This is a genomic window from Marinobacter sp. V34 (assembly GCF_055524115.1).
In genome coordinates this window covers 43,175-56,347 of record NZ_JBUPZY010000013.1, presented here as the reverse complement: position 1 = coordinate 56,347, position 13,173 = coordinate 43,175, and the positions used below count along the sequence as shown (strand labels likewise).

The 13,173-nt window shown below is 58.0% G+C and carries 14 protein-coding genes; all 14 read right to left on the bottom strand.

Going from position 1 to position 13,173, the window contains the following annotated elements; translation table 11 throughout:
- Positions 1-53: 53 nt before the first annotated feature.
- Positions 54-557, bottom strand: a complete 504-nt coding sequence (locus tag AC0B60_RS18325; RefSeq protein ID WP_075195662.1) for a type II secretion system protein — start codon at positions 555-557, stop codon at positions 54-56.
- Positions 558-589: 32 nt separating this feature from the next.
- Positions 590-1,108, bottom strand: coding sequence for a prepilin-type N-terminal cleavage/methylation domain-containing protein (locus AC0B60_RS18320; RefSeq protein WP_465087310.1), 519 nt, complete (start codon positions 1,106-1,108; stop codon positions 590-592).
- A 25-nt stretch (positions 1,109-1,133) separates the two neighbouring features.
- A complete protein-coding gene (locus AC0B60_RS18315; protein ID WP_465087309.1) occupies positions 1,134-1,715 on the bottom strand; it encodes a hypothetical protein in 582 nt (193 codons plus the stop codon).
- Positions 1,716-2,945, bottom strand: coding sequence for a type II secretion system F family protein (locus AC0B60_RS18310; protein ID WP_465087308.1), 1,230 nt, complete (start codon positions 2,943-2,945; stop codon positions 1,716-1,718).
- Positions 2,945-4,741, bottom strand: a complete 1,797-nt coding sequence (locus AC0B60_RS18305) for a GspE/PulE family protein (RefSeq protein WP_465087307.1) — start codon at positions 4,739-4,741, stop codon at positions 2,945-2,947. The genes AC0B60_RS18310 and AC0B60_RS18305 overlap by 1 nt, the downstream gene beginning before the upstream one ends.
- A 3-nt stretch (positions 4,742-4,744) precedes the next feature.
- Positions 4,745-5,824 (bottom strand): tetratricopeptide repeat protein, encoded by a 1,080-nt coding sequence (locus tag AC0B60_RS18300; protein ID WP_465087306.1) that lies wholly within the window; start codon positions 5,822-5,824, stop codon positions 4,745-4,747.
- Entirely contained in the window at positions 5,821-6,660 is an 840-nt protein-coding gene (locus AC0B60_RS18295; RefSeq protein ID WP_465087305.1) for an ExeA family protein, read from the bottom strand. The genes AC0B60_RS18300 and AC0B60_RS18295 overlap by 4 nt, the downstream gene beginning before the upstream one ends.
- A 1-nt stretch (position 6,661) precedes the next feature.
- A complete protein-coding gene (mshL, locus tag AC0B60_RS18290) occupies positions 6,662-8,398 on the bottom strand; it encodes a pilus (MSHA type) biogenesis protein MshL (RefSeq protein ID WP_465087304.1) in 1,737 nt (578 codons plus the stop codon).
- The gene (locus AC0B60_RS18285) at positions 8,395-8,706 is read right to left on the bottom strand and encodes a hypothetical protein (protein WP_465087303.1); all 312 of its coding nucleotides are present in this window, start codon (positions 8,704-8,706) and stop codon (positions 8,395-8,397) included. Before AC0B60_RS18285 ends, mshL begins: the two co-directional genes overlap by 4 nt.
- A 1-nt stretch (position 8,707) precedes the next feature.
- Complete coding sequence (gspM, locus tag AC0B60_RS18280; RefSeq protein ID WP_465087302.1) at positions 8,708-9,406, bottom strand: type II secretion system protein GspM; 699 nt, start codon at positions 9,404-9,406, stop codon at positions 8,708-8,710.
- Positions 9,403-10,011, bottom strand: a complete 609-nt coding sequence (locus AC0B60_RS18275; protein WP_465087301.1) for a PilN domain-containing protein — start codon at positions 10,009-10,011, stop codon at positions 9,403-9,405. Before AC0B60_RS18275 ends, gspM begins: the two co-directional genes overlap by 4 nt.
- A complete protein-coding gene (locus tag AC0B60_RS18270; protein WP_465087300.1) occupies positions 10,008-10,916 on the bottom strand; it encodes a biogenesis protein MshI in 909 nt (302 codons plus the stop codon). Before AC0B60_RS18270 ends, AC0B60_RS18275 begins: the two co-directional genes overlap by 4 nt.
- A 161-nt stretch (positions 10,917-11,077) precedes the next feature.
- Entirely contained in the window at positions 11,078-11,608 is a 531-nt protein-coding gene (gene ssb, locus AC0B60_RS18265; protein WP_465087299.1) for a single-stranded DNA-binding protein, read from the bottom strand.
- Between the two features lie 58 nt (positions 11,609-11,666).
- Positions 11,667-13,037, bottom strand: coding sequence for an MFS transporter (locus AC0B60_RS18260; protein ID WP_465087298.1), 1,371 nt, complete (start codon positions 13,035-13,037; stop codon positions 11,667-11,669).
- Positions 13,038-13,173 lie beyond the last annotated feature (136 nt).

Below are 13,173 nucleotides of genomic sequence, written 5' to 3'. Positions count from 1 at the left end.
CCTGGATTTACCGTAGCCCCCAAAGCAGATCCGAGCTACGGTTCTAACGATTGTTAGCAGCCATCCACATCAGCTACAACACTCGGTGCCGCAGTGATAGGGCCTGTGTTGTCCGTATCAGCCGTTGCCGCAGTGTAAACAACTTCACAGGTACCACCGGTGTATCCAACAATCGTGAACGTAGCCGCTGTACCACCTGTATCACCAGCGCCTGCGATTGCGAAATCATTCGTGGTATCCACGTCTGCAGCGGCGACAATACCGTCGGCATCGGCAGTCGGATACCCATTCACCATAGTCACGGTTGCGCCATCAAGATTGACATCTGCTCCGAGACCATCGCCGTTTGCAACTTGGCGAGCGTGAGCAATTGAAGATGCTGACTTAAGTGCTCCGGTCAAGCCCTGGATTGATGCTGAACGCGCATCCCCACCAAAATCCGCAAACCTTGGCAACGCAAACGCCGCCAAAATACCCAAAATCACAATCACCATTACCAGTTCGATAAGGGTAAAGCCTTTCTCTTTTCTTGCGGCCATCTGGTTCATCATATTCATGGTTTTCTCCTGCTTTTGCTGCTTCAAATGGATTAATTGATAACCCGAATCACTTCGCCAGTGTCGGCGTCGTATTGAATGTTGTCCGTGCCACCATTGAGTTCGTACTCGTAGGTACACACGGACCCGCTTGCGGTTGCTGTGTAATCAGTTGTGTCCCCGGACGTTGCCACGGTCGGCGCGTTTGACTGCATCAGGGCCAGCCAGAGGTCCTGACACTCTGTGGCACTCATGGCGGCCGGGTCGGTGTTGCCACCTACGCCCGTTGGCCAACCGTCAGCACTCACGTCGACGTTTTCCTCGCCAAAGCCGGGCAGATTAGTTTGTGCGCCAGCGGCGCCACGGGCGGTCCACTGGGCACGAACCAGTGCAACAGCAGCGGCGTAGGCGCCCGAGGTGCCCTGGATGCTTGCCCGGTGGGCTTCGTCCGACAGTTCAGCAAACCTCGGCAACGCAAAGGCTGCAAGAATGGCGAGGATGGAGATCACCACCACCAGTTCAATCAGGGTAAACCCCTTTGTCTGGCGCGCTTTTATTGTCATTGCCCTCATAGCGTGGCCTCCCTGAGGCTTGTTATCAATGTTCGGCACGATCGTTTTGCGTCTCCACCGGCTGCAACCTCAGCCCGGACTGGAGATCCTGTCCATCAAGGCGTCCATTGCCGTTCCTGTCCGTGAACTCTACCGCCACAACCCAGGTCATGGGCGTGTCTCGGCTTCCCTGCCTGTCTCCAAGGGTTATCGGCTGGCGTGGTTGAAATATAACCCGTCCCTGCTCGCCTGCCGTGTCTTTTTTGTAGCCTTTATCGCCGGTTTGTAACGGCTTGAAACACCACCGGCCAGGCTCCGGCGGCCCGTCATGGCAGATGCCATCATACCGAGTCGGTTCCGATCCAAACCATTCAAAGGGGTTTCTGCCCGCCCAGGCTCTGAAGTCAGCCCCTTCCTGCAGGCGAATCTCCGCCCCTTTTACTACCAGTACACTTCTGATCTGGTTGAGCATCAGCCGTGTACCTTGCTGTTCCGCCCTGCCGGCTTCGCGTTCCACGACTCCCAGTAATACCCACCAGAGGGTAAAAAGGATGCACAGGGCGACCAGCAATTTCAGGCGATGTGAGTTGGTCAGCACCGACATTGCCGAATACTTCTGGCCGGTCATTCACCCACGCCCCATGGCAGCCGCCCCCAGGTCCCATATGGGCAGGAACACGCCCAGTGCAAGAATGAGAACCAGAATGCCCATGGCCACAATCAGTATCGGCTCGATGGATTCCGCCAGCCGCTTAAGGCCGTAGTCCACGTCTTCGTCGTAAAAATCCGCTACGTTCACCAGCATATCGTCCACCGAACCGGTTTCCTCACCAACCGCAATCATCTGCAGAATCAGTGGCGTGAACATATCGCTCTGCCGGGCCGTTCGCAGTAGGCTTTCACCGCGCTCAATACCTATCCGCATATCCTTGATGTGTTTGGATATCCAGGCGTTATCCGTGGCGTCTGCGACCACGGTCAGCGCATGGGTCACAGGAATGCCCGCTGACAGCATACTGGCGAAGTTACGGGCAAACCGGCTTAGGGTAATCAACTCCAGCAGCGGTCCGATAATAGGCATTTTCAGTTTGTAGCGGTCCCAGGTCAGGCGTCCCTGGTCGGTGTTTTTCCACTGTCGAACCAATAGCGCCGTTGCGGCAATACCAAACAGTACGATGTACCAGTAGCCCAACAGAAAGTTAGAGGTGCCGACGAGTACCTGAGTCAGGAATGGCAGGTCGGCGCCCAGTTTGTTGAAGACCGCCGAGAACTTCGGAATCACCAGGAAGTTCACCACCATCAGCGCGCCGAACAGGGCAATCACCACGAAAGTGGGATAACGCATCGCCTGCTTGAGGCGCCTTTTGGTGTCGCGCTCCAGCTCGAGGATCTCAGACAGCCGCTTGAAGGCATCGTCCAGTTGCCCGGTGTTCTCCCCCACGTGGATCATGGCGATGAACAGATCCGGAAACACCTTGGGATGTGCCTGCATGGCGGTAGCCATCGTGGAGCCGGCCTCGAGGCGATCCGTTACGTCGTCCAGCACTTCGCTGAGCGCGGGTGAGCGCGTGGTGTCCGCCAGGCCGCGCATGGTTCGTATCAATGGGATGCCCGCCTTGGTCAGCGCATGCATCTGGCGGCAGAACACAATCAGTTCGTCCAGGGTGATTTTCTTGCGGAACAGCGGCAAGTTATTCAGCCGGTCGCCGATGGAATCGTTTTGTGCCTGCTCACGGATCGCCAGCGGTGTGATGCCCCGCCGCATGAGTTCGGACGCTGCCGCCTCGGGGCTCGGCGCTGCCAGCGCTCCCTGTTGTACGGTTCCCCTGCTGTCCTTACCCCGGTACGTAAACTGCATCAGGTACTTCCCTCATTGGGAGCAGGGTTGTCGGCATCGCTATTACCAGAGGCTTGAGAGAGCACCGGCACCTCTTCCAGAGACACGTCGCCCTCAGACGTCGCCGCCACCCGAGCAACCTCTTCCAGAGTGGTAACGCCCTGGAGTGCAAAATCCATGGCACACAGGCCAAGCGGCCGGTAAAGGTGGCTCCTGCGGGCCTCCCGGGTGAAACCGGCGATATCCTGGCGGCGAAGTGCGTCCAGCATCCCCTCGTTCATTTCCAGCATTTCGTAGACGCCCAGGCGTCCCCGGTAGCCACTATTACTGCACTGGTAACAACCACGGCCATGTACGAACCCGGCCTCCAGGTCGAGCGGATCAAGATCGAACTGATTCAGCCAGACCTTTTCCTGACTGGTGGGCTCGTAGGCCTCGCGACAGTTTTCACAGACCTTGCGCACCAGCCGCTGGGCAACAACGCCAAGCAGGGAACTGGCCACCAGGAAAGGTTCCACGCCCATGTCGATCAGTCGCATGGCGCTGCTGATGGAGTCGTTGGTGTGCAGGGTGGACAGCACCAGGTGGCCGGTCATCGCGGCACGTAGGCCAATTTCGGCGGTTTCATGGTCGCGCATCTCGCCCACTAGGATCACGTCCGGATCCTGGCGCAGCGCGGCGCGCAGTACACTGGCGAATTCCAGGCCGATTTTCGGGTTTACCTGCACCTGGGTAATACGCGGCAGCCGGTATTCCACCGGGTCTTCTGCCGTGATGATTTTGACTTCCGGGCGATTCAGTTCAGTAAGCGCGCCATAAAGGGTTGTGGTCTTACCGCTACCGGTCGGGCCGGTGACCAGGATCATGCCATGGGGCTTCTTGATCATCCGGCGGAAGTTTTCCAATAGCGTTTCCGGCATGCCGGTGACGTCCAGGTTCAGCATGCCCTGGCTCTGGTCCAGCAAACGCATGACCACCGACTCACCGTACTGAACCGGCATGGTAGAAACCCGCACATCGATGCTGCGGCCTTTCACGCGAATATTGAAGCGGCCATCCTGGGGGATGCGCTTCTCGGAGATGTTCAGGCCGGCCATTAGTTTAAGGCGCAGCACCAGCGCGGAATTGACCCGCTTTTCCTTCATCACCTGTTCCTGCAGCACGCCGTCCACTCGCTGACGAATACGTACCACGGTTTCGTCAGGTTCAATGTGAATGTCGGAGCTGCGAGCTTGCACAGCATCCTCAAACAGCGTCTGCAGAAGCTTCACCACCGGCGCTTCCGCGCTTTCTGATTCGGCGCTGAGGTCCGCCAGGTCAAAGGCGTCGTCGCCCAGCTCGTCTTCCAGCTCTTCCGCCAGCGAGGCAATTTCGTCGGTACGGCGGTACACCAGATCGAGCGTGTTCAGCAGTTCGCTTTCCCGAACAACGGCCTGCTTGATCGGCTGTTTCAGCACCCGTACCAATTCGTCGTAGGCGAAGATGTCGAGCGGGTCGGCCATGCCTACCAGCAGTTCACCACTCTGTTCCGCCAATACGATACTGCGGAAACGTCGGGCCATGGCTTCCGGCAGTTTCTTCACCAGTTCGTTGTTGAACTGGAAGTGGCGCAGTTGAACGAATGGCACATCCAACTGGCGCGACAGGATGTTGAGGAGATTGTCCTCTTCCACATAGCCCAGGTCGATCAGGGTACGGCCCAGCTTGCGCCCGGTGCTTTTCTGTTCGCGCAAGGCGGTCATCAACTGTTGCTCAGTGATAACTTCGTTCTGGACCAGCAGGTCGCCTATGCGGATTTTTTTCTTTGCTTCAGCCATGGATCATCCTGCCCGCAATGCCTGCAGACGTTGTTGTACATAGTCGGCCAATGACCGGGGCAGCCCCGGAAGTTTGGCTGCCTGCCTGTAGGCCCTCGCCGCTCCAGCGAGCTCCCCCTGCGTCTCCAGAGAAATCGCCAGTCCCACCCACCAGGGAGCCTGACTGTCATCCCAGGCAATCAGTGCCGCCCAGTGCCGGGCTGCTTCTGCACTGTCACCCTGTTGTTGCAGCAACGTTGCGAGCGTAACGCGGTATTCGGCATGCCCCTCCACGGGCGGAATGCTTGACGTCAGAGTGTTGAGGGCCGCACCCAAATCATTGTCGGCGTGCAGAGCCCGTGCTCTCAGCAAACGCAACGCCGGGTTTTGCGCGGTGACCTCGGCGGGCAGCCAGCCAAGGGCCTGATCCTGTTTGCCATCAACCAGCAGTGCCCTGGCAACAACATAGCGGCTGCGGGGAGCCCCCTGCTCCCGGGTCAGGGCCACAAGACGGCGCTCTGCGTCGGTAACACGGCCCTGCGCCACCAGCCGCTCCAGTTCCCTTGCGGTACTGCGATCAATCGCAGCCGGTGTTTCCGGCACCTGTTTCACATCTGCCGTGGCGGCCGGCTCGGGTTGCGGCTCCTTGGTCTCTGGTTGTGAGGGCTCAATCTCTTCCCTTTTTGACACCGAGGCGGGGGGTGATTGGGCCGGCTCTTGTTCCGCAGTGTCGGGTTCCGCAGTGTCTGGTTCTGGGGTGTCGGGTGCTGTGGTTTCCGGCGACAACGGCTCTGGCGCCGGGTTCTGTGCCGCAAGTGTTTGCGGGATGGCTTCCTGTATTTGAACCGGTTCTGGCTCAACCATCGCTGGTGACGGCACGGGCTTTGCGGCGTCTGCTGGCTCTGCGGGGGCAGAAGAAGAGTCAACCGAGAACAACCAGTAGCCGCCAAGGCCAGCGACTACGATCGCCAAAACCACCAACACAATTAAAAACACGGGCCTGCGATGGCTGGCCGGCGACTGACCGCCGGCATAGACCCCGGGTGCCGCAGGCCGGTCCTGGCGCTGCTCGGCTGCCCGCAGTGCATCATTAAGCAAACTCATAGCCACCTCACCAGAAGGTTAGGGACACGGGCGCTGTCGGTGTCCCTGACCGCCTGCATTACGTGCCAACGGCTCACTTGCCGGTCGCCTCGACCCCACGCGGACAACAGGGACTTATGGGCGATAATGTTGACCAACCGCGGAATGCCGCCGGATGAGCGGGAAATCAAACGCAATGCTGAGGGCGCAAACAGATCACCGCCGTTGTACCCCGCCTGGGACAGGCGGTGCCTGAGGTATTGTGCTACCGACACTTTATCCAACGGTGCCAGACGGTACTGAAAAGTAATTCGTTGCCGTAGCTGCCTCATGCTGTCCTGCTGGAGTATCTGGTCCAGTTCCGGTTGTCCGAACAACACCACTTGCAGAAGCCGGGTACTTTCGGTTTCCAGATTGGTCAACAGACGCAGTGCCTCGATAGTGTCCTCGGGCATGGCCTGAGCTTCGTCGATCACCAGCACCACCTGCCGTTGTTCCATAGCGAGCGCAATCAGGCGTTCGTTCAGAGCTTTTAGTATCTGGTGGGTGTTGGCGCAACGCGCAACATCTACACCCAGCTCCTCGGCCACCGCCTCGTACAGGGTATCTGGAGTCAGGTGCGGGTTGGGAATGTAAGCCGTATGGGCGCCCTGCTCCAGCTCATTGAGTAACAACCGGCACAGCAGGGTTTTACCGGTACCAACCTCGCCGGTGATTTTTATAAAACCTTCCCGCTCACGCAAGGCCACCAACAGCAGCTCCAGCGCATCGCTGTGGCTGCGCGCCCGGAGGAAATACCGGGTGTTGGGCGTCAATGCAAACGGTGCTTCCTGCAGTCCGAAATGAGCTTCGTACATGCTAGCGCCTGGCTTTCTCCGGTTGGGGCTTAACAGACTCGGACGACTCCAGCAGTTCCCGCAGAACCTGCATCCGGTCGCGACTGGCCGATACATCCGCATTCATCTGTTGGCTGCCGGCAACCACGGGACGCAACAGGATGACCAGCTCGCTCTTGCGAGACTGGAACCGGCGCTGTTTAAACAATTCTCCCAACAGGGGAATTTCACTGAAGAAGGGCACTGCTGAGTTGTTGTCCTCACTGGTGTTCTGGATCAGCCCGCCAATCACCACAATCTGTCCGCTTTCAGCGCGGATCACGCTGTCGGTCTCACGAACCGTGCTGAGTGCCAGCGGCAGGGTGACGTCCCGGTCCCCCACCGTAATCACCTTCTTCTGGTCGTTCACCTCACTCACGGAGGGATGCACGTGCAGGGTAATGGCGCCGTCTTCTGAAATCTGTGGGGTAACATCCAGCGATATCCCGGAGAAAAACGGGGTCAGTTCCACTGAGGTGGAGGTCCGGTCAGTGGCTGTCACCGCCGAGTTGTTGTCATCGAAGTCGATGTCCGTTACGAAAAACTCGTCAGTGCCCACCTTGATCACCGCCTTTTGATTGTTCACGGTGGAAATTCGGGGGCTGGAGAGAATTTGCACGTTGCCCTGCTCGCCAAGCAATTCGATCAACCCAGTAAAGTCGCCCGCCCGGACGCTCGCCGAGAACAATCCTCCAATATCTGAGGTAGTAATCACCTGCCCTGCCAAGGCCTGTGCGGTGAAGTCCTCCGGCAAGCCATCCGATGCAGTCACGCTTGACGCACTCTGGATATCCGCCCAGTTAATGCCTTGCTGATAGCCTTCGTTCAGTCCAATCTCCAGAATCTTGGCTTCCAGTACCACCTGCCGCTGCATGATCAACTGAGTTCGGCGAAGGTACTCCTCCACCTGCGCCAAGGACTTTCCATCGGAGCGCACCATCACCAATCCGGCGCCAGGGTTAATGATCACCTGATTACCATTCTCCGACCCTACGATCATTTGCAGCGCGCGCTGAATATCGGTCCAGAAGTCGGACTCGGTCTCTGTGGAGATGCGAGTGCCGACGAGGTTCGCGGTGTCGGCGTTGTCGGAATCACTCTGTGACGTGCCCGCACCGGTTGAATTGTCACGTGAACTGCTGACCTGTCCTGAACTGACACGGGTTTCAGAGCCGCCACTGCGCTTGAAGTGCAGGTAGTCGATCGGGAACATCCGAGTCTGGACGCTTTCAGCCTTTACCTGAAACAGTCGCCCGTTGCGCTGAATATCCAAGCCATAGAGGTCACTGGCGATATCCATAACTTCGGGAACAGTCACGTCCCGGAGCCTCAGATCAACAACCGCGTCAACACCGGGGTGAACCACCACGTTATACCGGCTACCCTCCACCAGCGCTTCGAAGAACGGGCCGGCGGCAAGGCCACGGGCATCGACATCGAACCGTTCCTCGTCATCCGTGTCAGCAGACAGCGACGGCATCAGGGCCGCACTGACTTCTTCCGGAACACCTGCCCGTGCGGCCTGTTCCCGCTCGGCACGCTGCAACGCGGATTTAGCTTCGGCCTCCGCCAGTGCGTCATCAATCGACTGGGCAGCGTCCGTCGAGGTGGCCTGACTGGTGCGCATCAGCGGGTTATTGCTGCAGGCAGCCAGTGACGTTGCCAGCAGCACGGTCAAAAACGTTCGATTCAGTGTCATAGCAACTCGTTTGTCTGTCATTGCGAACTCCGCACTTGCGGAAGGGGTTCAAGGCGTAGAACGCGCACTCTTCCCTGATCAACCAGCTCAACCCGGTCGGGGTATATCCGCCGAATGCGAACCCCGTCAAACGCCTGCCCTTCCCTGCGGGCCTCTCCATCGATAACCGCCAACCTGCGATTATTGCCAATAAATATCGACGCCAGCGAAAACTCCCTCGCCGACTCTGACTGCGGTGCACTGGCTGAAAAGCCGCTCGGCCGGGTTGGATCCTCAAGGGCAAACGCATACCCGGTGGCCAACATCAACATGATCAGCAACACCCTCATTTCAGACTCCCAACCATGCACGGTCCAGGCTCAATGTCCTAACCCGAACCCGGATCTCGTTGTCCGGATACTCACTGACATCATAGTCAAGCAGCACCCAACCGAGGCGGGCGTCCATGGCTTCAAGGGTCTCGAGGTAAGACAGCACGTCCATATAGCCTCCACGAATGGCAATTTCCGCATCGTGTGCGAACAGCAGCGGCTCACGGGTTTCATTGTCGTCATTGCTGTTAGTGTCTTCTGGCGTGCCAGGACCGTCCTCAAATACGGGCACAGGCGGCATCAATTCAACACCCAGCAGCTCAAGTTCTTCCTGGGCCGCCAGGATGTCCCGCAATAATCCCACCATGGCCCTCGGCGCGATCAGCCGTCCGGTGGTTTCGGCCAGTTCCTCATCGAGTTGGTCAAGACGCTGCTGGCGCGCCGCGAGCCTGTCCCGAATTTGTTGGGACGGGTCGGAGGACAAGCGCGCAGTCAACACCTGTTGTTGCTCAAGCAACGACGCCTGAGTGTTGGCCAAAGAATCCAGGCGGGACTGGAGCTGGTCGTTGCGGCCCATCACAGGCGCTACACACAATTCCCAGCCAACAAAAAGAACCAGGACCACGGCGGTTACAGTAATCATTGCCCGCTCGCGAACAGGACGGTCATCGAACCAGGCTATGCCTCTATCAAACTGCTGACGAAAAGCCTGATTCATTCAGCACCCTCCCAGTTCCTGTCCGTGGCAACCTGAAACTCAATCCAGCGCCCGTCTTCCTCTCGGTCAAGCCGAAAGCTGCCGAAGGTCTTGCCCACGAAGGCGGGCTCCCCGCTAAGCTTTTCGAGGTATATCGGCACAAGCCGTCCAGACTGCGACCTGCCTGCCAAAGCAACATTCCCCTGATGACCGTCCAGACGGATGTGCGTCAGCCAGAGTCCTTGCGGCACCTGTCGAGCTAATGCCGACAACTGCGTTGAAAATCCCGCTGCTTCGCTGGCCACCAGGTCCTCCACACGACTCAGCAATCGCTGCCTTCGTGCCAACGTCGCGGTTACACGCTCAAGGGCGGCTTCAACCTCAGGGTCGGGTTGACGGGCTTCCGCCTCAGTGGTCAATTGTTCCACCGCACGCTGTAGCTGATCATTCTGTGCCTGCCGCGAATCGAGCTGCGTCTGCAAGTGCGACGCCTGATATCGAACAACCCCGGCGGAAACCACAATCACGACCAGCGCCAGGGCCAGAATGGACAGAGCCATCCGGGCCTGCAGCTTTTCCTTTCGGGGGCGGAGTTCGTCGGTGTAGAGGTTGACCTGCTGGATCATTTTGCCCCCTTTCCGGCTGGGAACAGGCTTGCGCCCCAGGCAACCAGACAGCGGCTGTCCAGGGGTTCATCAAGACCATAAGGTTCCCAATCCAGCGTTTCGACCGTGGCCGCCACGTAGGACGCAAGCATGGAGGGCAATGGCATCAGGTTATCACGCGCCACCAGACGAATGACGGCAGGAGGCACCTGTCCCAACTGGCTTTCGTAGTAATCAAGGGAGCGTTGCATCTCAAGGGCCAACGACTGCACGGCGTTCTCTTGCCGCGTTGCATCCCGAAGGTCATCCGAAGTCACGTCCAGCCGTCGCGACAGGTACAGGGTTTCCCCTTTACAGACAATCATCTGCCCGAACCGCTCGCGCATGTGCACTACAGCCGCACCCCGGTGATCGGGATCAATGCGGGGCGCCAGGTTACGCAGAGCCAACTCGGCGATATCAATGGACATCAATATCAGATCGCATTCCTCGACCAGTGCAACCAGCTCACTAACGAGAGACTTCCTGGCAGCAACCACGTTAACCAGGTCCCCGCGACCACGGGAAGCATCTTCCGGAAACGGAAATACATCGCAGATCGCATCGGACGGATTGAAATCGAGTATGTCCTTGAGTTTCCACTTCAGGGCATCACCAAGCTCCGAGTCTTCAACGCCCTCAGGGCGCTCCAACTGGAACACCTGGTATTGGTCCATCGGTAAAACCAGAGTGGTATCGACACCCGCCCAGGCGCGCTCACCGACCAATGCACGGAGAACGGATTCCCGCTTTGCCGGCAAGCAATCGGCAAAAGCCGCGTCACCTCCGGATTCCGCCCACGCAATGCCGTCAGGACGAATTTCCAGATAGAGGTGTTGCCGCTTATCGGAACGCTTCAGAAAGCTTTTAATAAAGCTCAGGGCCACTCGAAAGCCTCGATGCCTAAAAAAATGGACGATTCTTATAGTGACTTTGATAGTAGTTGAAAAAGTAGACGTAATTCCATGTTTTATTGTTCTATTTCACTGCTTTTTGCAACTCGTTAACAGAAAAGCCCCCGCTTGGCGGGGGCTTTTTGTAACTAACTCTAGAAGGGTATGTCGTCGTCGAAGTCATCAACCGGTTCCGGCATGCTCCCCTGGGAGGGCTGGCTGTAACCACCTCCACCGGATTGCTGCTGCCCAGACGGGCCTGCAGCTGCTGGTGCTGCATTGCCCGCTTGCTGCGGACGGCCAGCGGGAGCGCCTTGGCTCATGCCGCCGCCCTCACCACCACGGCTATCGAGCATCTGCATCTGGCCGTTGATGTCCACCACCACCTCGGTGGTGTAGCGATCCTGACCGTCCTGCCCCTGCCACTTGCGCGTCTGCAACTTACCCTCAATATAGACCTTTGAGCCCTTACGCAGGTATTGGCCAGCCACCTCGGCAATCTTGCCGAACATCACAATCCGGTGCCATTCGGTTTTCGGCACCAACTGGCCTGTTTGCCTATCCTTGTAGCTTTCATCGGTTGCAAGGTTGAGGTTCACCACCGCATTGCCGTTCGGGGTATAGCGGGTTTCCGGGTCCTGCCCCAGATTCCCAATCAGAATAACCTTGTTTACGCCTCGTGCCATGATCTGCTCCTGACTCTGTTTTCAGGGACGGCCTGCCTTCCCTGCAGACCTCCGAATTTCAAGATTGGCTGCCCTGCCGGACAAATGAGAAGCCCGCAAGCGACAGTTCATCAAATGTTTGACGATCCACCTTCAGGTAGGCGGTTTCCGCCTCTTCCAGGATGACAACGTCCTGCACCCCGGGGATGCCTCTCAGCGTGTCATCAATCTCATCAAACTGACTGTAAACCACAGGCTGCAACTGTACCACGAAACTGGTGGTATGGCCCGGGGTCGACATCGTCAACGCCACCGCGAGCCATATCAGCAGCGCGCCCACCATAAACCACAGCACGCCCTGAAGACCCAACTGCTCGAGCAGAATACCACCAACCGCTCCACCCAGAAACGCCCCGAAAAACTGCGATGTGGAATAGACCCCCATAGCGGTGCCTTTTGCCGCTGCCGGCGATTCTTTGCTGACCAGAGACGGCAAACTGGCTTCCAGCAGATTAAACGCCATAAAGAAGAAGAACAGCACACCCCAGGCCATCGCAAGCCCGCCATCAAGCGCACCAACACAAGCCGTTGATAGAGCAAGCAGAGCTATGGCGCCACAAAACACGGGTTTCATTCGGCGCCTCTTCTCCCCGACGATGATGAACGGCACCATAGCAAAAAACGAGGTCACCATAACCGTCAGGTAAAACCACCAGTGGGACGAAGCGGGAAGCCCCAGCCGATCCTGAAGCAGGGTCGGGAACACCAGAAACATGGCAGTTAACACAAGGTGCAATGCAAAAATCCCGAAATCCAGCCTCAGCAGCCGGCCGTCGGACAGAACGGTCCGCAACATCGCCCTGGCCGGATGGGTGTCCGCACTGGATTTGTGTTCATGGGGCGTTGGCACCACGCGATTGACGATTACGATCGCCACCAGCGCCAGCACAGCCGTGGCATAGAAAATCCCGGACAAACCAGAGGCGGATCCCAGCAAGGGCCCTAAAACCAGCGATACGGAAAACGACAGGCCGATGGAGATGCCGACCGTTGCCATAGCCTTTGTTCGCTCCTCCTCACGGGTCAGGTCGCTCAGAAGCGCCATTAAAACACTGGCAATGGCGCCCGCGCCCTGAAGAATCCGGCCAGCGATTACAACGTATATGGAGTCGGTGGAAGCAGCCAGCAAACTGCCTGCAGCGAAAAGCACCAGCCCGATGTAGATCATCCGTTTGCGGCCAACGCGATCAGACAGCATGCCAAACGGAATCTGCAGTAGCGCCTGGCTCAGACCATAGGCACCTATGGCCAGGCCAATCAGCGCAGGTGTCGCGCCGTCAAGATCGCTGCCAAGAAGAACGAACACTGGCATCACCATGAAGAGCCCAAGCATCCGCATGGCATACACGGATGCCAGTGCTGCAACGGAGCGTCTTTCCAGTGAATTCATGAGATGCCTGACCTGATACGGTGTTCGGAAACGAGGGTTCAGAAGGGAAGCCTGCCCTTCGGGAAATCGCTGCGCATTGTAACAGAAGCCATGCAGGCAGGGCATCGTGCATTTAAGTGCTTAAAAGTCCCGGGCA